Here is a 19,316-nt window from a genome sequence, read left to right on the forward strand (position 1 = left end):
GATAAAAAGCGCCATGCAAGCGCCTTCAACAACGCCGTTTCCCAGAATCAGCCGCCCAGCCGTCCCCTGAATGGCGTCCCCGAAATCAGCGTCACCAGGTGCGCCAAAAGCACGAGGCAGGTGACGACAGCCAAAATCTGGATCATCGTATAGGGGATCAGGGTAACCTGACCGGGCTCCCGCTCGCGTTTGTCCTGCCAATAGGCAAAGGCGAACAACAGGGCAGCGGCGCCAAGTGCGATCAATGTGGTGAAGAGGTCCATAGACACGACAGACTGAACAAGAGACCCAAAAAACGACAGGGGGAAACATAAGCATGAGTGTTGCAAAGCGCCAGCAGACCGCGACAAGCGGCAATTACGACCCGGCGAACGCCAGCCTGCCAACCTTCCACGACGCTGTACCCGGCTTTCAGGATGGAAGCGACAACCCAAGGTCCTATCTGGAACGCTGCCTCGAGGTGATCGACGCGCGGGAACCGGAGGTCCAGGCCTGGGTCACGATCAATCGCGACGGCGCCCGTGCCGCGGCCGATGCAGCGACAGACCGCTTCAAAGCCGGCCGCGCCCTTTCCCCCATCGACGGCATGCCCATCGGCATCAAGGATCTCTTCATGACGAAGGACATGCCGACGGAAATGGGCAGTCCTCTGTTCAAGGGGAACCAGACCCACGCGGACAGCGCCCTGGTCTACGGCTTGCGCCTTGCCGGTGCCGTTGTGCTCGGCAAGACCGTTACCACCGAGCTCGGCTTTTCTCATCCGGGCCCGACCCGGAACCCGTTCGACACGAACCGCACGCCCGGTGGCTCTTCCAGCGGCTCCGCTGCTGCGATCGGCGCCGGCATGGTGCCCGCCACCATCGGCTCCCAGGTTGTCGGTTCGGTCATCCGGCCCGCCAGCTTCTGCGGCAATATCGCCATCAAGCCGACCCTCGGCGCTCTCAATCGCGGCGAACGAGCGGGCGGTCTGAGCCAGAGCCATGTCGGCGTGCATGCCGGCTCTCTCAAGGATATGTGGGCCGTTGCCTATCAGATCGCCGCCAAAGCAGGCGGCGATGCCGGGTATCCGGGCCTATACGGCGAGGAAGCACCGGCCGAGCCCCGCAAGCCAAGCCATCTCGTGCTCCTGAAGACCGAAGGCTGGGACATGCTGGACGGCACCACCCGTGCAGCATTCGAGCAGGTGCTGGAGCAGCTCCGGAAGCAGGATGTGAAAGTCCTGACCCGCGCCGACAGCCCGACCATCGATGCATGCGAAGCAGCCATCGATGACAGTCTGAAGCTGGCACGCGACATCTGCTGCTGGGAGTTGCGCTGGACCTTGCGAAATCTGGCGGAGAAAGATGAAAGCCAGATGAGCGAGAGCCTGAAACAGCGCCTTGCCCTGGCCGAGGAAATGACGCTGGAAGATTACCGCGCTGCGCTCGACAGAAGGGAGCGGATGCGGGCCCGGTTCCGCGCTCTGGCGCCGTTTGCTGACGGCTGCATCAGCCTGTCTTCTGCCGGCATCGCTCCCCCGTTCGACGGCTCCGGCTCCGTAGGCGAGCCAGGTATTACGCATCAGACTGGCCTGCCGGCTTTCAATGCGGCAACATCGGCGCTTGGCGTGCCCTGCGTGACCCTGCCGCTGATGGGTGTGAACGGCATGCCCGTCGGGGTGCAACTGATCGGTCAAGCCCATCGGGACCAGGAACTCACAGGTACCGCCGCCTGGATGCAGGAGAACGTTAAACCGGTTTCGCTCTGAACGATCGGCCGCCACTTTAATCATCCGTCATCCCAGCATGCGCAGGGATGACGGTGTTGTTGGATCAAGGTGCGTTCTAACCCCGTCCGCGATAAGGCGGTACGCCCTGATCCGGCAGCCAGACGCCCTCTGGAACTGGCCCGGACTGGAAGAACACGTCAATCGGTATGCCACCTCGCGGATACCAATAGCCTCCGATGCGCAGCCAGCGCGGCTCCAGCTCCTCTATCAAGCGCCGGGCGATACCGACCGTGCAATCCTCGTGAAATGCACCGTGATTCCGGAAAGAGCCGAGGAACAGCTTCAACGACTTGCTCTCCACCAACCACTGGTCCGGCACATAATCGATCATCAGATGGGCGAAATCGGGCTGACCGGTCATCGGGCAGAGCGAGGTGAATTCCGGCGCCGTGAAACGGACGAGGTAATTCACGTCCGTCATCGAATTCGGCACCTTTTCCAGCATCGCCTTTTCCGGGCTATCCGGTAACTCGGTCGCACCGCCGAGTTGGGTCAGGCTGGAAAAACGCTCTTCGGAATGCGAGGTCATGGGACGGCTCCGTGTCAGATCCTACCGGTCGAGCCGTTTCATAACGCCAGAGCGTGCTGGAAGCCAGCGCCCTGCCCGCCCATTAGATCGTCATCCCGTCTGGAGAGCCGGGACCTGGACGATCATAAGACCTGCGCTCGCCTTCCTCTCGGTCCCGTCTTTCGACGGCATGACGATGAATTGAGACGGTCCAATAGCCCCCGCCTACCCAAACCGTCCCGTGCCGGAGAGCACCCGGTAGCAGCTGCGCATCTCGCCTCTGTCCGTGTAACAACCGCGCAGATGACGATCGCCGCTGGTTGCCGTGTAGGCCTCCCGGCCATGCACCACGCGGTGATTATCGAAGCAGATGCACTCGCCGGCATTGAGCCGAAACCGCATCACGTATTTCTCCGCCTGCAACATTCGCCCGAAACGGTAGAAGGCCGGGTAATAGAGGTCGAGAAAGTCCTGCGGAAGGTCGAAAACATCTGCCATATGCTGGCTGATGGAGACGCCGGAAACCTCACCATGCGCATCGAGTTCGATCACTCTCTGGCGCGCCCGCATATCAAAGGCATCATGTTCGCAGAAATAGGGAATATCGGTCTCTGTCAGCAGTTTGAAATCGGCCGGAAACTGCTCCCGAAGATCGTTCGCAACCGCGACAGCGTCGACAAAAACACTGTTGCCACCCTCCACTGAATTTGCCACGCAATGCAGATACTGGACGCCCGGCGCGCATTCCTCAGCCGGCAGATCGGTATGCAGCTCCAGCGCGCTCGCCGTGAAAGCGGTGTTGGTCGGATTGATGTGCGTCATTACTTCGAATGAGGTGCCGAAGAAACTCGGACGGACATATCCCGCCAGCGCGGCCGTCACCTCCAGGGCATCCGGCGTCTCCGGCATATCTGTGATCAGGGCCACGCCCTCGGTCAGAATTGTCTCGAACCAGGCTTTTCGAAGTGCCGGATCTGACATAAGGGCTGGCTGGGAGTACCGGGGCACATTCGGATAATGATCCCCGAGCCAGGCCCGGCGCGGCAGATCAGCCGGATCGTGCCGTGGCGTCCCTGTTGCATACGAAGCGAGGAAATCGAGAGGGTAGCGGCTGCTGTGACCATTGCGCCAAACAACGTCCAGTGCCTCCCCCGACAGCACCGCCGCCTCCGGTTGCGGCGCGCTCTCCTCGGCGAAAATGTCAAAGCAGCGTTCCCGCGTCACCGGGTCAAAGGATGTCCGACAATTGTCCCGCAGCCAGAAGTAATTGAAATAGGCCGCAGTTCCGTCGGGAAACCCGACCTCAAGCCCTGTGTCCCGCAAGGTGACACCACCTTCTTTTCGCGCCTGCATGCCTATGCTCCTTTCCGAGACTGGGCTACATCCATAAGAATGAAAACAGACAGGCATGTCGCAATCGCACTATTAAGTGGCCCAAATTCGCCACCTAACCATCTGTTTTATTGTACAAACTTGAATCTGCACAAAACTTCTGAGAAGCCTGAAAAATCGGATCATTTGATAAGGTGACCTTATTTCATGTCGCGCCACCTGCCGCCGCTCCGCCTCTTCGGCGTATTCGAAACAATCTGTCGGACCGACAACCTCCGCGCCGCTGCGGCCGCGCTGAATGTGTCCCAGCCGGCCGTCAGCCAGTCCCTGCGGCAGCTTGAAGATCATATCGGCGCCCGACTGATCGATCGGAACACCCGGCCCGCATCACTGACAGCCGAGGGCGAAATTCTTCTCCGTGCAACAGAAGACGGGCTCGGCCGGATCTCCGGCGCAGTGGACGAGATCCGCCGCCATCAGGCTCAGCGTGGTTCAAACGTCACGGTGGCCTGCTCCGTCGGTGTCGCTACCCTCTGGCTCATGCCGCATCTGGAGAGCTTCTACTGCGACCATCCGGACGTGCAGGTAAACGTCATCACCTCGGAAAGCGGCGCGCCGACTATTGCGGGCGATGTCGATATTGCTATTCGTTTCGGCGACGGGAAATGGTCCGACGGCACTGTCACGCCGCTCCTGGAGGAACGGATCGAGCCGGTATGCACACCGGAATTGGCCGAACGCCTTACCCTGACGCCGGAGAGCCTGCACGCGGCGCCGCTGATCCATGTCGATGTGAAAGACCCGCGCTGGCTCGGCTGGACGGACTTTCTCGCAGCCCTCGGTCTTGGCTGTCCCACCCACCCGGTGCAGCTCCGTTTCTCGAACTATGTCCAGGCCACCCAGGCCGCCCTTGCCGGTCGCGGAGTGGCCCTCGGCTGGCGTACGATTACCGGCGGCCATCTCAGCGAGGAGCGCCTGATCACGGCAGTCGAGGCACCACTAACGCCACCAAGCGCCTTCTATGCCGTCACGGCGTTTGACCGCGCCGGGGATGAGGCGACACGCAGCCTGCTAGATTGGCTCACGGGTCTCTGTAGCGAGTTTGCCTAAGCATATGCCTGCTGCAGGGCCAACTCTGCGAACGCTATGACGGTTATGAGAACAGCCCAGTCGTTGCAGAAGGCAGATAAGCAGCGCTAATCGCAGCATCCGCATTTTTGCGGTAGCGAAGACGCTGCCGGCACGGCAGTCTGCGCACATACCACCACCACACCTTCCGGAGACCGCACCATGTCCTCGCCCGTCGCCCTCACCCCGGCAAGCAATCTCGGTTATTGGCCGGAGCGCGTCGATCTCGCCGCCGCATTCCGCTGGACCGCGCGGCTCAACATGCATGAAGCGGTGGCGAACCATTTCTCTCTGGCAACAAACGATGACGGCACCCGTTTCCTGATGAACCCGAACCAGATGCATTTCTCCCGCATCAAGGCATCGGATCTTTTGGAACTGGATGCAAACGATCCCGACGTGCTGAGCCGCCCCGGCGCACCGGACCCGACCGCCTGGGGGCTGCATGGTTCCGTTCACAGACACTGCCCGCATGCCCGCTGCGTCATGCATGTGCATTCGATCCACGCCACCGTGCTGGCCAGCCTGAAGGACAGCCGCCTGCCGCCGATCGACCAGAATTGCGCCACCTTCTACAACCGGATGGTGATCGACAACGAGTATGGCGGGCTGGCCTTCGAGGAAGAGGGCGAGCGCTGTGCCACCATGCTGACAGACCCGAAGGTCAAGGTCATGGTGATGGGCAACCATGGCATTCTGGTGATCGGCGACACGGTCGCGGACACCTTCAATCGCCTCTACTATTTCGAGCGCGCGGCGGAAACCTATATCCGTGCGCTGCAGACCGGCATGGAGCTGCGCGTGATCCCGGACGACATCGCCGAGAAGACCGCGCAGGAACTGGACGATTATCCGGGACAATCACAACAGCATCTGGACGAGTTGAAAGCGATCCTGGACGAGGAAGGCTCGAACTACGCGGCCTGAGCCCTGTCGTCGTCATCCCGTCCATTCAGCCGCGATGACGATTGCATCAATGCCTGTCGCACATCGGTTGATGTCGGGTAAGATGTCTTGCATCAGAGGCATCCGGCAGAGAGTGCTCCATGGTAGAAGACCGCTATTCCCTCCCCCAGCGATTGCTCCACTGGGCCATTGCCGCGCTCGTATTCCTGACGCTTGCGGCCGGTATCCTGTTTTTCGTCTTCGGTTTTGCTGGACTTAAGGAGAACTTCGGCGGCGCCGTGACGAACGCGCTCTACAAGTATCACAAGACTGCGGGCGTTCTGGTCCTGGGCCTGATGCTTTTCCGCATCGCCTTGCGCCTACGCCTGGGCGCCCCGCCGAAGCTGGAAAGCCTGACACCACAGGAACGCATTCTCTCAACTGCCGTGCAGCACCTTCTCTATCTGGCGCTGATCGCGCTGCCGGTCTTCGGCTGGCTCGCCACCGCGGCCGGTGGCTTTCCCGTCGAGTTCTTCAACTGGACACTTCCCGGGCTGATCGGCAAGGACAAGGCCCTGTCGGAGATCCTCTTCACGCTACACGGACTGGCCGCACTGGCCGTCATGCTGCTGCTTGGCCTACATATCGCCGGCGCGCTCCGGCACTGGCTGATCAAGCGGGACGGGGTGATGCGGCGGATGAGCCTGTTTGGGTGAAGCGCCCGTTGCATCACCTGACTCTGCGGATATCCGGCAAACCGATTAGGCTATGGACAGCGTCGGAAAGTGTCAGTCGCCCCCGTGTAAATCGCTGCTACCCACCGCTTCAAGTCTTGGCCCGTCATCATCAAATAATCTCACGGGGCCTTTGCGGGCAAAGGGCCGCGCGTCATACTTGCCGCTCCAGAGAATGATCTCGTGTATGACCGGTGCCAGATCGCGCCCCTTTCCGGTCAGGTGATACAGATAGCTCCGGCCACTCGCCGGATCCCGGGTCTTCTCGATGATCCCGTTCGCCTCAAGCTGTTTCAGACGGTCAGCGAGGATATTCGTTGAAATCCCCTCTCCCCCTTCGAGGAAATCCCCGTAGGTCTTTTTTCCGTACAGCGTCATGTCGCGGATGATCAACAGGCTCCAGCGATCCCCGAAAACATCAAGACCAAAGGCGACCCGACAACCGCTTGTGCGTAGCTTGCTCGTGTTCTCCATGAGTTAAATTTAGAAAAAACACTTGCAATAAACAAGTTGTTTTTCTATCTGTTAATTACTTGCAAAACGCAAGTCTTTTTCATATTACCAGCAACAAGAGAGCCGCTTCATGGACAACCTGAAAACCGGCACAGATCACATCGAAATACCGTTCGAACAACGCCTCCGGTTCCGGGGAGCGTCAGCGGCCGGAGCAGTCCATGTCCTTCGGTCACTCCGCCCCGCAGATTCATCGACGTCCTTTACCGGGAATAGGGACGAACGGCTGAAAACCCCGGCATCGCCCACGGCCGAGAGGGCTGGCATCACGAATAACATTTTGAAGATCTTCAGCGCCGCCCTACTACGCGCCCTTGCCTCAACGCGCCCGAAGTGCGCGGTGCATAAACTCCGCACCGATACGAGTGAAGCGGAGAACCTCGAAGACTGGCATCTCCGGCCGCCTTACCGACTCGGATAAATCGGAGCGTCCCCATCTTCCCGAAAAAATACGTCATCCCTGCGCAAGCAGGGACCCAGGGAAGACATGCTCAGCCGTAGGATCATCTAGGTCCCGGCTCTCTGGCCGGGATGACGACATTGAGGCCCGAACAGGCTGGCGGACACTAAAAAGGTGGAGCGGATTAAGTCGCGCATCCCTTTTAACTCCGATTTCTATCTATATGACTGAATCTTGAGGAGAAATGCGTCTAGCAGAGTTTGTTTGCGCAAAGAATAGTGCGCTTGTCGGTGATGCTCGGGGCAAAGCGCTATTACGTTCTCAACCACGTCAAGCCCGTCCTCAGAAAGCGGAATAACATGATGCGTCTCAAGATAGATTTTCCCCGAGACAGTCTCAAAACCTAATCGACCACAATACTCACAATGGCCTCTCGCACGGGCTAATACCTCTTCTCTGACAAACCGATCTCTCACGAATAAATCATTTGTTACCGTCCGGCGCCCAGCACTCCCAGCTTGTTCATCAAAAGATGAAAACTGATCTTCGAAAAATACCGGTACAGACCAACGAATAAGCTCGATGTCATTCAATAACAGATTCGGTTCACCAATACGCCAAAACGCATAGTCAAGCTCTCTTGCCGTTACACTAGATGGCCTCGAACTGGGCGATGCTGATTCCGTTTTCCCATCTAACAAGATGACACGTATAGGCGCCGCATTAGTTGCTGCCTTGTTTATTATTCCCAACATTCTTTTAGCGCGGCCTGTCCACGGCCCCCGTCCTGAACGAGAGTAATTTTCTATATCGTTTTTGAGGTTCATCCTCACCACAAGATCATTATTTTTCGGTTTTATTTCCTTCCACCAAATATTTAGTAAAGCGCCCATCTCGTCGCACCAGTATGCCCATTCATAACAAAAATTTGGGTTTTGCGACGGGGCACCATGATAATTCCCCCACCCAGAAATGTCGTGACCGCACGCCTCAACTAAATCTATTATTCTGCTTTTCTTATGCGGCCTTAATTTTTCAATTTCTTCCAAAGACATCCAATTCCAATCTATCCGATATACAAATCACACTTCACCCGGCTTCGCGTCTCCACGCCATGATGATCCCGCCGATCACCAGCAGCAGTACCAGCGCACCCGGCAGCAGCGGCACTGTCCGCACCCCAGTCACGATGTAATCCTCGTTCCGCACCAGCCCCGCCCAGTCGCGGCCTGATGTGGCGCGGCCGGTGCGGACGCGGCGGAGGGACGGGGTGTCTTCCTCGGCGCCCCAGGTGACGGAGCCGCCGGTTTGTTCCGCCAGCGGGCCGAGCCATTCAGCCGTGGTGTGGACGTCAGAGAATTCGACCGGGTTGAGGGCGCCGACGGCGGCGAGTTTGCTGAGGGTGCCGTCGGTGAAGCCGTGCAGGCCGACCTGGTCCGTGGTGAAGCTGGCCTGCCCCCGGCCGGGACCAGTGCGGGTCAGCGGCAAGGTGAGTTCGGTGCCGTCCGGCAGGGTCATGGTGACGTCTGGCAACTCTCCGTCAAGGGAACGGCGGGTGACGTCGATCCGGTCGCCCTTTACCCTGACGCGCAGATCGTTCTCTTCCAGATCAGGCTCCCGCATCAGCCAGTGGGCCGTGCGGCGGAGGATTTCGGCCTGGGGGCCGCCACCGTCGAAGCCACGGGTCCAGAGCCACATCTGGTCGGTCAGCAAGTGGGCGACGCGGCCCTCGCCGAACCGGTCGAGGATCAACAGCGGGCGGCCTTCCGCCCCTTCCATCAGCACGACACCGCGCAGCACGTCCGCCTCGATCTGCCGGAACCAGCGCCCCCATGTCGGCGCGGCGGTCTCGATACCGTCGGCATCAAGCGCGGGGCCGCCCGGCAGGTCGGCCGTCACCGGATGGCGATAGCCGTCCGGCGTGGTGGCGGGGCGGAACGGCTGCTCGACAATGTCGCCGGTCGGCATGGCCGGCAGCACCTCTCCGAGCGGCGTGTTGGCGAGCGAAAGGCGGGAGGCGAAAGGCGGGCCGCTGGCCTCCAGGAAGGCGCCGCCATTACGCACGAACTCGACGATATTGCGCAGATAGCTGCGCGGCAGCACGCCCCGGCGCTGATACTGGTCGAAGATAATCAGATCAAACTCGTCCAGTTTCAGCTCGAACAGCTCGCGCACCGGAAAGGCAATCAGGGACAGCTCACGCACCGGCGTGCCGTCCTGCTTTTCCGGCGGGCGCAGAATGGTGAAATGTACCAGATCGACGGACGGGTCCGCCTTAAGCAGATCACGCCAAGTCCGCTCCCCAGCATGCGGTGCGCCTGAGACCAGCAGCACGCGCAGACGGTCCCGCACGCCGTTGATAGCCAGCACCGCGCGGTTGTTCTTTTCGGTCAGCTCATCCGGCCCCGGCCCCGCCATCATCTCGATAATGGTCTCGCCTCCATGGTCGATGGGGATCTCGATCTCCACCACCCGGTTGGCGCGGATAACCGCATCGGGCAAGGGCACGCCGTCGATCAACATGCTGAAGGGTACCGCCGCTGTCTCGTCCGCATCCTCGATCCGGATCTTGGCGGTCACGGTGCGACCGACCACACCGAAAGAGGGCACATGCTCGACGACAAGCCGCCGGTCGCGCTCACCCTTTCGGCCGGTCAGGATGACATGCAGCGGTCCGCCAAGGTCACGGTCTCCGAGCTCCTCCACCCGGTCATGGCTTTGACCGTCCGTCACCGCGATGACACCGGCGAGCCGCCCTTGCGGTACATCGTCCAGCACATCGCGCAGGGTGGTAAAAAGCCTGGTCCCGTCCCTGCCGCTCGCCGCCCGGCCACTGCCGCCGCCGATGGTGACGGTACGCAGCTCAAGATCGTCGAGGGTGCCAAGCTGACGCATCAGGTCCTCGGTTATTTCGGCCGCCCGTTCCGTGCGGCCATCGATAGACTGGCTGGTGCTTTCGTCGAGTAGCAGAACGGCGACATCGTCGCGCGGTTCCCGGTCCTCGGCGATCAGATAGGGATTGGCGAGCGCCGCCAGCAGCACCAGAAGCGCCAGGCTACGCCATAGAGCGCCGCGCCCGCGCATCGATGCCGTATATATCACCAGCGAGAAGCCGGCCGCCGCCAATGTGCCGATCACCCACCATGGTACCATCGGCGAGAAATCGAGCCCGACCGCCGCGCCTATCATTGGCCCAGCCTTTCAAGGATCGCCGGGACATGCACCTGGTCCGCCTTGTAGTTCCCGGTCAGCATATACATCACCAGATTGACGCCAGAACGGAAGGCCATTTCCCTCTGAAGCTCGCCGCCCGGCACCACAGGGAAACGGTAGAAACCATCTTCGGATTTCGCCCAGGCACCGGCCCAATCGTGGCTGCCGATGATCACCGGGGAGACTTCGCTCTCGCTGCTCCCTTCGCCCAACTCGACATAGAGCCGGCCGCCGTCATAGCGGCCAGGGAAAGTATCGAGCAGGTAGAAGGTCTTGGTTAGTACGTGATTTTCCGGCACCGGTGCGAGGGCGGGAATGTCCAGATTGCGGGTCAGGGAACGAAGCCGTTGCAGCCCCGGCCCAGCACTCCCGGGGGCGGCATCAATCCGGTCCCGTGTGTCGAAAAAGATCGTACCGCCATTGCGCATATACAGATTGAGCCGTGCCTCGCCGCCCGGCGTCAGGTCGGTCTGCGCACTGGTCATCGGCCAATAGAGCAGCGGGAACAGAGACAGCTCATCCACCTCCACATCGACGGCCATCGGCTCCAGCGGCTCCACCGCCGTGCGGCGGTTCAGGATTTCGCTGAGACTGCTGAGCCCGGAGCGGCTGATCTCATCGACCTCCCGGTCTCCGGTAATCACATAGGCAAACCGTGTGTCGAGCGCGGCACGCATGATCCAGCGCTCTTGCTCGCTCATGGTCTGCGATGCGGCGGTCTTAACCAGGACCGGGAACAAGAAGGCGGCGAGCAAAAGAACAGAGACCGTTGCGCCCGCCCGCGCATTGCCGACACCACGGACAAGCCCGCGCATGATCAGTGTGATAATGAAGTCCACCAGCAACAACAAGGCAGCGGCCGTCAGGCCCCAGGGAGCGAGATCCAATTCATCCCCGCCGCCGTACCGGACCACGCCGCTATTCTCGGGAATACTTGCAAGCGGCACCATATCAGCCGCGAGAGGGCCAAGATTGAAGGCCATGCGGGACAGCTCGCTGCCGTAATAGCCCGGCGGATGGTCCGGCCCGATCAGCGGTGCCGCATCCCCGCCCAGCTCGAGCGCCCGGGCGCTGGCTTGTGGCGCACCGATCTGACCGAAACCGTTCAGTGTTTCCACGGCGGGTGCCGTCCCGCCGCCTGTCGCCTCGCCAACCCCGGCACTGACAGCGACGATTCGGCGGAGCATTTCGACAAAAGCGCCGGAGATGGACAGATCGCTCCAGTCCGTATTGGCCGTGGTGTGAAAAAGAACGATGCGCCCGTCTCCGCGCGACATGGCAGTCACGATCGGCGTGCCGTCCGCAAGACTGGCCCAAGTTCGGTCCGCCAGCTCGATAGAGGGCTCGGCCAGAACCTGTTTATAGATCAGAACATTTTCGTAATCCGGCAGATCCGCGAAAGGCGTCTCCCCCTCGAACGGCGCAAGTGCGGCCGGGGAAGACCAGGAAAGCACACCACCAAGCGACCGGTCACCGCCACGCAGAAACACCGGCAGAAGCTCTGATTCGCCAAGCCCCCGGTTTTCCAGGCTGGCAGCCGCAAGGCGCGGACCGGCGAACCGGATAAGCGTGCCTCCGTCGGAGATCCAGTCATTCAGCAGGGCCTTTTCCCCGGACGGCAGCAGACCGGTATCCGGCAGCGCGATGACCGAAATATCCCGCTTCAGCAGATCGTCCAGCGTGCCCCGGCTCACCTCACTGAACGGCGCCAAAGCGCGGTCCAGAAAGAACATTTCCTCCAGCAAAGGCTGTGATTCCTGAAAGCCGGAACCGGCAACCAGTCCAACCGGACGACGGCGGAAACTTTCATCAAGCAGGGCAACGGATGCCGCCCCCGGACGCTCTTCAATTTCAAGGCGCGCCAGCTCGTTGCGCAGCTCCAGCGGAAGTTCGACAATAGTTTCGGCAGCCGGCTCACCTTCAGCGAACGTGGCCCGCGCACGGGTCAGCACCCGGCCATCCGTCGCCACTGCGCGAACATTCACGATTTCTTCCGCGCCCCCAGTCAGCCGGGTCAGCCGCGCGGTCAGGGCATTACGCTCGCCGACCCGCGCGGTCAGAGCCAGCGGACTCTCGCCACCATCATAAACTGTCAAGCTACCGAAACTCGCAAGCCGCTCCGCCAGTATCCGGTCCTCCGGCTCCTCGACCCCGTCCGCCAGCCAGAAAACAGAGACTGCTCCGGCAGCCCCCAGCGGGGTTTGCGCAATCCGTTCGGCCGCAATTGCGGGCGCTGTCGGCCAGGGCTGCGGCTCCAGTCCGTTCACGAATGTCCGCGCGTCGTCCGGAGCCATCAGGCCGCCACGCTCGATAGCAGCGGAATCCGAGACCGCCGTCGGGAAGATCGCCACAGCCCGCCCGGAACGCTCCGACCGCTCGACCAGATCCAGTGCCGCCGCTTTGCGGTCAGGCCAGCCCGGCGCTGCCGCCCAGCCATTGTCGACCACGATCACCACCGATCCGGAGCCGACAAGGTCCTGCCGAGCACCGATCAAAGGTTTCGCCAGCGCCAGGACGACCAGCGCAGCGAAAAGCAGACGCAGCAGCAGCAGCCACCAGGGTGTGCGGTCCGGTGTTTCTTCCGGCGATTGCAATCCGTAAAGCAGGCGGATTGCGGGGAACGCGACGGTGCGCGGGGCCGGAGGCGTAATCCGGATCAGCAGCCAGATCGCCGGCAGGGCAATCAGTCCGGCGAGGATCCAGGGAGAAGCGAAAGCCAGAGGCCCGAGTGTCAGCATTAGCGCGCCCTCACCTGTCTTGCCGCGTCATCGCGGTATAAAGCTTGAGCAAGGCCGCTTCCGGCGGCTCTGTCGTGACATGCTGGCCAAAGAACCATCCGGCACCCCGGCAGACATCCTTCAGTTGCGCCCGATGTTTGGCCAATTTTTCGATATAAGCCTCCCGTACCCGGTCAGCGCGGCGCAGCAGATGCGCGGTTTCAGCTTCGGTACCCTCAAACCGTATCCGTCCCTGGAACGGAAACGCCTCTTCCGCGGGATCAGTCACTTGCAGCAGGAAGCCAGACACACCAGCAGCGGCGTAATGCCGGATGATCTCGGCGTATTCCGCAGCAGGCTCCATGAAGTCGGAAACCAGAACCATGACGGCATGACGCGGGAGATTTTCAAAGGCAGGTAGACTGGCAGCGCTCTCCCGGGCATTCTCCAGAGTGTTCGCAAAAAGATTAAGCCCGCTCCGGCCGCCACGCGGCGGCACCCCTTCGCTAAGCAGGGCGATGCGCTCCCCAGCCTCCACCAGAAGAGACCCGAGGGCAAGAACCAGCAGATCGGTACGCACGGATTTCTCCGGCAGCGTCCTGTCCGAGGAGAAGCGCATGGATGGAGAAGAATCCCGCCACAGCCAGACACTCTGCGACGCTTCCCACTCGGTCTCCCGGACATAAACTTCATCGGTTCGCGCCGTGCGCCGCCAGTCGATCCGGCGCACCGAGTCAGTCACCTGATAGGGCCGGAACTGCCAGAAAGCTTCTCCCATGCCAACGCGCCTGCGGCCGTGCATGCCCTGGGAGACGGTCGCTGCGACACGCTCAGCCGCAACCAGGAGCGGCGGGAATTTTCCGGCGAGTTCTTCGGCATGATGACGCATCGGCGCGTCCCGGCTCAGCGATACGGGGCCAGCAGACGCTGGATGATATCGTCGAGCGAGACACCTTCCGCGCGGGCGGCAAAGTTCAGGGCCATACGGTGCCGCAGCACAGGCGGCGCCAAGTCGAGCACATCCTCGACCGAGGGAGACAGGCGGCCGTCGAGAATGGCGCGCGCCCGGACCGCAAGCATCAGCGCCTGACTGGCGCGCGGGCCAGGCCCCCAGGCCACATGGCGCTTCACCTCGTCCACACCGGTGGTTTCCAGGCGGCCGGAGCGCACGATTTCAAGGATAGCTTCAAGCACAGTTTCGCCGACCGGGATCTGACGCAGCAATTTCTGCGCGTCGATCAGCTCGGCCGCATTCAGCACAGGCTCGACCGCACGCTCCTCGCTGCCGGTGGTAGCAAGCAGCATGCGGCGTTCCGCATCACGGTCCGGATATCCGACATCGATCTGCATCAGAAACCGATCGAGCTGGGCTTCAGGAAGCGGGTATGTACCTTCCTGCTCAAGCGGGTTCTGGGTCGCCAGAACCAGGAAAGGCGACGGTAGCTCATAAGTATGGCCGCCGACCGAAACCGTGCGTTCCTGCATGGATTGCAGCAGGGCAGACTGGGTTCGCGGGCTGGCCCGGTTGACTTCGTCCGCCATCAGGATTTGCGCGAAGACGGGGCCCTTCACGAAGCGGAAATGCCGTTTTCCGTCTTCCGATTCCTCCAGGATCTCCGCGCCGACGATATCGGCGGGCATCAGATCGGGTGTACATTGGATACGCTTATCGTCGAGCCCGAGCACTGTCCCCAGTGCTTCGACGAGCCGAGTCTTGGCCAGTCCCGGCACACCGATCAACAGAGCGTGACCACCGGCAAGAACCGTTGTCAATGTCTGGTCGACAACCTCGCGCTGTCCGAAAATCACCGTTTCGACCTGCGCCCTGGCTTTCGCCATCCGCGCGCCGAGCGCATCTATTTTTTCTACGGTATCGGTTTCAAGCCGATGATCGAGAGTGGAGGAATTGGTCATGGACTCTATACTTCCTTCTTAATCACGAGCTCCGCCGGCAAGCGGCGGCGCATAATGAAGAACTCATAGAAGCAGCCAGCAACCGATGACCGCATCGAACGCGCCTTCCGATGTCTCCCCCACACCAGATCAGTTAGAGCGTATCGCAGCTGCTGCAACAGGCAAGCGCGAACAACGCGAACAGATCGATATGGGCCATTACGGCATTCGCATCGCCGTTGACGGCACATGGTACCATCAGGGCGCGCCCTTTACCCGCCAGGCCCTGGTAAAGCTCTTCGCAACCATCCTGCACCGTGACGAAGATGGCGGCTACTCTCTCAGAACGCCGGTCGAACGTGGCAAGATCACGGTCGACGACGCTCCATTTACAATCGTCGAGGCATGGTACGACGATGCGGGGTCAGCGGAAATGACATCTCAGAGACTTATGCTCCGCACCAACCTTGACCATATTTTGACCGCCGGACCAGATCACGCGATTCGCGTCGTGACCGATCCTGAAACAGGAGAACCCCGCCCCTATATCGATACCGGGAATGAATTAGATGCCCTCATTCTACGCCCCGTATTCTATGATCTGGTGGATAAGGCAGAAAGTGTGCAGCGAAACGGTGAAACCGTGTTCGGGCTATGGAGCGATGGCGTTTTTCATGAACTTGGCACCCTCTGATGCATAATTTCGACAGCAGCAGGCTTCGCTCGGCTTTCCGGGAAGGCAGGCCGGACGACACGGCAGAGGGCCGCGGAGATCACGACCTGAACCCGGACATGAAGCCGCCGGTCAAGAATCGCCCGGCCTCCGTTCTCATTCCGATCATAGAGCGAGATGAAGGCCTCACCATGCTGCTGACCAAGCGGTCCGAGGATCTACCGGTCCATCCCGGCCAGATCAGCTTTCCCGGCGGCCGGGCCGAGCCTCATGATGACGGGCCGGTCGACACGGCGTTGCGCGAGACGGAAGAAGAAGTCGGCATTCACCGACGCCATATCGATGTGGTCGGCCAGCTCGGCCTCTACAGCACCCGCACAGGATTCGAAATCACACCCGTCGTCGGGTTGCTGACGCCCCCCTTTGACACCCGGGCTGATCCGATGGAAGTGCAGGAAATCTTCGAAGTCCCGCTCGCCTTCTTCCTCGACCGCGAAAATCATGAGCGGCACAGCCGGGAATGGAACAAACAGATCCGCAGTTTCTATGCCATGCCTTACGGCGATTATTACATCTGGGGTGCCACAGCCGGCATGCTGGTAAACTTCGTCGATGTGCTGCTGCCCCGCTTTGATGCCTGAGACCGCCTGATGCGTATCTCCCCGCTGCCCTGGATGACCAGCCCCGAAACACGGGCCGTGATGGATGTCCTGAACCGGGGCGGCGACATGGCCCGCTTCGTTGGCGGCTGCGTGCGCAGCGCCGTGCTGAACCTGCCGATCGCGGATATCGATATCGCAACCCGCCACACGCCGGAGAAGACAACCGAGCTTCTGAAAGGTGCTGGCATCAGGGTTGTGCCGACCGGCCTGCAGCACGGCACGGTGACGGCGGTCATCAATCACGAGCATTTCGAGATCACCACGCTTCGGCTCGACGTCGAGACTGACGGGCGGCGCGCGATCGTCGCCTTCACCGAAGACTGGAAAGAAGATGCGGCGCGGCGTGACTTCACCATGAACGCGATGTTCCTGCGCCCGGACGGCACGCTGGAAGACCCTTTCGGCGGGTACGGCGACGCACTGAGCGGCCGGGTCCGGTTCGTCGGCGATCCGGCAACCCGCATCCAGGAAGACGTACTCCGGATTCTCCGCTTCTTCCGGTTCCATGCCCATTTCGGCAAGGACGGTATCGATCCCGTCGGGCTCAAGGCCTGCGCGGACCATGCCGGGCAGATCAAGACCCTTTCCGGTGAACGGATCAGAGCCGAATTTCTGAAACTTCTGGCCGCAACTGATCCGGTTGCCGTGCTGGCAACCATGGAATCAGCCGGGATACTGCAAAGCTATCTGCCCGGCCCGTACAACCCGGTGGCCCTCACCCGGCTCATCGAGTTCGAGCCCAAAGTCGCCGACCCAATTCTGCGCCTCGCGGCATTCGCGCCGGAGCGGCCCGAACAAGCGTTTCGCGCATCGGCGCGGATGCGGTTCTCGAATGCGGAAGCGGCCCGTTTCACCAGCCTGTCGCAGACGTGCCTCCCGGCAATGGCCGATGACCCAGCTGCCCGTCAGCAGATCTACATCAACGGCAATTCCCTGCTCGAAGACCTCGTCCGGCTCGGCTATGCGAATGGCGGCTTCGACCGGGAGCAGGCCGAAGACCTCATCGCCCGGTCTGAAGACTGGCCAAAGCCCGGTCTGCCCCTGCGCGGTGCCGATCTCGTGAAAATGGGGATTGCCGCCGGCCCCGGAGTGGGAAACCTTCTGCGGAAAATCGAATCATGGTGGATCGAGCGGGATTTCGGTCCCGAACACGAGGAATGCCTCGCTGAGGCCCACCGCATTGCAGGCAAGGAGTAACAATGTCAGACAGAGTGAGTGCCGCGGCCCAGCGGCTGTTCGAAGCTTTCGGGACCGGCTCGCCAATCGCGGATCTGCCTGCGGCCGAAGCGCCGCAGACACGCGACGATGCCTTCGCCATTCAGGATGCTACGTTCGATCTCCTCGGCCGGAAGGTGGGCGCCTGGAAAGTCGGCGGCAGTCCCGGAACGGAATCGACCGCATCGCCGATAGCGACCAGCAAGATCTATCCCTCTGGACAGGTGCTCTCCTCGGCTGAGCATAGGAACTTCGGTGTGGAGGCGGAGATCGCCTTCCGGCTCGGCCAGGACTTGCCGCAGCGTGAAGCAGACTACAGCCCCGACGATATCAGGGCAGCCGTGTCGGACATGATTGTCGCCATTGAGGTCGTAGAATCCCGCCTGCTGAACTGGCCGAAAACAGATCCGCTGTGGGCGTTGATGGATTTCCAGGCAAATGACTCGCTCGTACTCGGCACCGAGATGCCGGTGCCCGAGGCGCTCGACTTTTCAACCCAGCCCGTCCGTTTGCTGTTCGACGATAAGGCCGTTTTCGAGGATACCGGAACCTTCGGTGGCGGCGATCCCTTCGTCCTGATGGCATGGCTCGCCAATCATGCGCCAGGCCGGACAGGCTCCCTCAAGGGCCGTGGGCTGAAAGCCGGGGACGTGGTCACAACCGGGTCATGGAACGGCGTTCACTTCGCCAAGGCAGGCACTACGGCACGGATCGAGTTTCCCGGGCTTGGACAGGCGGACATGCGGTTCGGATAACAGAACCAATGCGCATAAAAATATCGCCATTCATTCTAATCAGGCTTTGAGGGTAGAAGCCCAAACGGAACGAATGGCGGCTATTCAAGGGGGTTAATGCGCGAGTAGGTGGGAATGACAGTTAATCATCCTCGTCCTCGTCCCGGAGAGGAGGCGAAACACTTCTCCCATGCACGGCGCTATCCCGTTTATGCAGCTCTCTCACCCGCCTTTCGTACATCATCTCAGCGTCATAGCGGTCTTCATAAAAGGGAAGCCCCGTCAGGCGATGATGCTTAGCCCGCCCCCTGAGCGTGGGGCCGGGCGGCTGTTCAGGAATTCGAGCACCTGAGTCGACCGGCTGATGCGCTCGTTGAACACCTGTAAATCCCGCTCCGCAGGATCAATGCTGTAATCCGGGACTTCCAGCGGCTCGCCCGTCAGTCGCTGTGCTTCGCTAATCAGCTCGCCGGCCTTCACCGCCTCGGGGCGGCCATCCAGGGCAATGCTCTCCGTCGAATCCTCATCCCCCACTGGGACCAGACGGGCTGAAATCGTCAGAGTTCCATCATCCTCGGTCTCTGTGGTCTCTGTGTCCGTCTCTTCAGCCGCTTCCTGCGCCTGTGAAAGATTTGCGGGATCGACAAGCGGGCGCGGCGCCAAAGCAGCCGGGCTTTGCAGGGAAGCGTCCCGGCTTTGAACATCTCCGGGAGCCTCTATTGTAACGGAAGTTCCATTACCCGAAGAGGCCTCACGGGTACCCACAACTGGACGGTTCGGCCCAGGCCGTGAATCACCCACATTTCCGGCAATCGCTCTCTCAAGCGAACCGGCCGCTGTCAGATTTATCGCACCAGAAATAGACACTGATCGGCAAGGCCCCAATTACCCTGACGCCCCCGCGCCAAGTCTTAACTGAAGATTAATTCATCAGTGAATTG

The 19,316-nt window shown here is 61.0% G+C and carries 19 protein-coding genes; 9 read left to right on the forward strand and 10 right to left on the reverse strand.

Annotated elements, in window-relative coordinates:
• Window positions 1-47: 47 nt before the first annotated feature.
• Window positions 48-269: a hypothetical protein gene (locus tag ABJ076_RS09085; RefSeq protein ID WP_348195169.1), complete on the reverse strand. Its 222-nt coding sequence runs from the start codon at window positions 267-269 to the stop codon at window positions 48-50.
• 47 nt (window positions 270-316) lie between these two features.
• Here ABJ076_RS09085 and ABJ076_RS09090 point away from each other — a divergent pair, with 47 nt between their 5' ends.
• On the forward strand, window positions 317-1,747 hold the full coding sequence (locus tag ABJ076_RS09090) for an amidase (RefSeq protein WP_348195171.1): 1,431 nt from the start codon (window positions 317-319) through the stop codon (window positions 1,745-1,747).
• A 76-nt stretch (window positions 1,748-1,823) separates the two neighbouring features.
• Here the strand turns inward: ABJ076_RS09090 and queF are convergent, their stop codons facing one another.
• The gene (gene queF / locus ABJ076_RS09095; RefSeq protein WP_348195173.1) at window positions 1,824-2,297 is read right to left on the reverse strand and encodes a preQ(1) synthase; all 474 of its coding nucleotides are present in this window, start codon (window positions 2,295-2,297) and stop codon (window positions 1,824-1,826) included.
• Window positions 2,298-2,501: 204 nt separating this feature from the next.
• Window positions 2,502-3,629, reverse strand: a complete 1,128-nt coding sequence (locus tag ABJ076_RS09100) for a TauD/TfdA family dioxygenase (RefSeq protein WP_348195175.1) — start codon at window positions 3,627-3,629, stop codon at window positions 2,502-2,504.
• A gap of 186 nt (window positions 3,630-3,815) precedes the next feature.
• On the opposite strand from ABJ076_RS09100, the gene ABJ076_RS09105 reads away from it, so the two are divergent.
• The 3 genes from ABJ076_RS09105 (at window position 3,816) to ABJ076_RS09115 (ending at window position 6,337) form a co-directional block, all read left to right on the forward strand.
• Window positions 3,816-4,718 (forward strand): LysR substrate-binding domain-containing protein, encoded by a 903-nt coding sequence (locus ABJ076_RS09105; protein ID WP_348195178.1) that lies wholly within the window; start codon window positions 3,816-3,818, stop codon window positions 4,716-4,718.
• Between the two features lie 180 nt (window positions 4,719-4,898).
• The gene (locus ABJ076_RS09110; protein ID WP_348195181.1) at window positions 4,899-5,663 is read left to right on the forward strand and encodes a class II aldolase and adducin N-terminal domain-containing protein; all 765 of its coding nucleotides are present in this window, start codon (window positions 4,899-4,901) and stop codon (window positions 5,661-5,663) included.
• A 119-nt stretch (window positions 5,664-5,782) separates the two neighbouring features.
• Window positions 5,783-6,337 carry a cytochrome b gene (locus ABJ076_RS09115; protein WP_348195183.1) on the forward strand — a complete coding sequence of 185 codons (555 nt, stop codon included), beginning with the start codon at window positions 5,783-5,785 and terminating at the stop codon, window positions 6,335-6,337.
• A 72-nt stretch (window positions 6,338-6,409) separates the two neighbouring features.
• On the opposite strand, the gene ABJ076_RS09120 is transcribed toward ABJ076_RS09115, so the two are convergent.
• Window positions 6,410-6,829, reverse strand: coding sequence for a helix-turn-helix domain-containing protein (locus ABJ076_RS09120; protein WP_348195186.1), 420 nt, complete (start codon window positions 6,827-6,829; stop codon window positions 6,410-6,412).
• A 109-nt stretch (window positions 6,830-6,938) separates the two neighbouring features.
• Between ABJ076_RS09120 and ABJ076_RS09125 the strand changes: the two genes are divergently transcribed.
• Window positions 6,939-7,289: a hypothetical protein gene (locus ABJ076_RS09125; RefSeq protein WP_348195189.1), complete on the forward strand. Its 351-nt coding sequence runs from the start codon at window positions 6,939-6,941 to the stop codon at window positions 7,287-7,289.
• 194 nt (window positions 7,290-7,483) lie between these two features.
• Here ABJ076_RS09125 and ABJ076_RS09130 read toward each other — a convergent pair whose 3' ends face one another.
• From ABJ076_RS09130 to ABJ076_RS09150, 5 genes are read right to left on the reverse strand one after another with little or no spacing between them, the layout of a single operon-like run.
• Window positions 7,484-8,323 (reverse strand): HNH endonuclease signature motif containing protein, encoded by an 840-nt coding sequence (locus tag ABJ076_RS09130; RefSeq protein ID WP_348195190.1) that lies wholly within the window; start codon window positions 8,321-8,323, stop codon window positions 7,484-7,486.
• 34 nt (window positions 8,324-8,357) lie between these two features.
• The gene (locus tag ABJ076_RS09135) at window positions 8,358-10,457 is read right to left on the reverse strand and encodes a hypothetical protein (protein ID WP_348195192.1); all 2,100 of its coding nucleotides are present in this window, start codon (window positions 10,455-10,457) and stop codon (window positions 8,358-8,360) included.
• Window positions 10,454-13,219 carry a DUF4159 domain-containing protein gene (locus ABJ076_RS09140; RefSeq protein WP_348195195.1) on the reverse strand — a complete coding sequence of 922 codons (2,766 nt, stop codon included), beginning with the start codon at window positions 13,217-13,219 and terminating at the stop codon, window positions 10,454-10,456. The genes ABJ076_RS09135 and ABJ076_RS09140 overlap by 4 nt, the downstream gene beginning before the upstream one ends.
• A gap of 10 nt (window positions 13,220-13,229) precedes the next feature.
• Window positions 13,230-14,087, reverse strand: a complete 858-nt coding sequence (locus ABJ076_RS09145) for a DUF58 domain-containing protein (protein WP_348195197.1) — start codon at window positions 14,085-14,087, stop codon at window positions 13,230-13,232.
• A 14-nt stretch (window positions 14,088-14,101) separates the two neighbouring features.
• Window positions 14,102-15,112, reverse strand: coding sequence for a MoxR family ATPase (locus ABJ076_RS09150; RefSeq protein WP_348195198.1), 1,011 nt, complete (start codon window positions 15,110-15,112; stop codon window positions 14,102-14,104).
• A gap of 85 nt (window positions 15,113-15,197) precedes the next feature.
• Here ABJ076_RS09150 and ABJ076_RS09155 point away from each other — a divergent pair, with 85 nt between their 5' ends.
• The 4 genes from ABJ076_RS09155 to ABJ076_RS09170 are packed head-to-tail and all read left to right on the forward strand — an operon-like array spanning window position 15,198 to window position 18,396.
• On the forward strand, window positions 15,198-15,785 hold the full coding sequence (locus tag ABJ076_RS09155; RefSeq protein ID WP_348195200.1) for a DUF1285 domain-containing protein: 588 nt from the start codon (window positions 15,198-15,200) through the stop codon (window positions 15,783-15,785).
• Window positions 15,785-16,405, forward strand: a complete 621-nt coding sequence (locus ABJ076_RS09160) for a CoA pyrophosphatase (RefSeq protein ID WP_348195202.1) — start codon at window positions 15,785-15,787, stop codon at window positions 16,403-16,405. The genes ABJ076_RS09155 and ABJ076_RS09160 overlap by 1 nt, the downstream gene beginning before the upstream one ends.
• A gap of 9 nt (window positions 16,406-16,414) precedes the next feature.
• Complete coding sequence (locus ABJ076_RS09165; protein WP_348195204.1) at window positions 16,415-17,623, forward strand: CCA tRNA nucleotidyltransferase; 1,209 nt, start codon at window positions 16,415-16,417, stop codon at window positions 17,621-17,623.
• A gap of 2 nt (window positions 17,624-17,625) precedes the next feature.
• The gene (locus tag ABJ076_RS09170; protein ID WP_348195207.1) at window positions 17,626-18,396 is read left to right on the forward strand and encodes a fumarylacetoacetate hydrolase family protein; all 771 of its coding nucleotides are present in this window, start codon (window positions 17,626-17,628) and stop codon (window positions 18,394-18,396) included.
• 261 nt (window positions 18,397-18,657) lie between these two features.
• On the opposite strand, the gene ABJ076_RS09175 is transcribed toward ABJ076_RS09170, so the two are convergent.
• The gene (locus ABJ076_RS09175; protein ID WP_348195209.1) at window positions 18,658-19,242 is read right to left on the reverse strand and encodes a hypothetical protein; all 585 of its coding nucleotides are present in this window, start codon (window positions 19,240-19,242) and stop codon (window positions 18,658-18,660) included.
• Between the last annotated feature and the right edge of the window lie 74 nt (window positions 19,243-19,316).

The sequence above is a fragment of the Nisaea sp. genome (genome assembly GCF_039990255.1).
Classification (GTDB): domain Bacteria; phylum Pseudomonadota; class Alphaproteobacteria; order Thalassobaculales; family Thalassobaculaceae; genus Nisaea.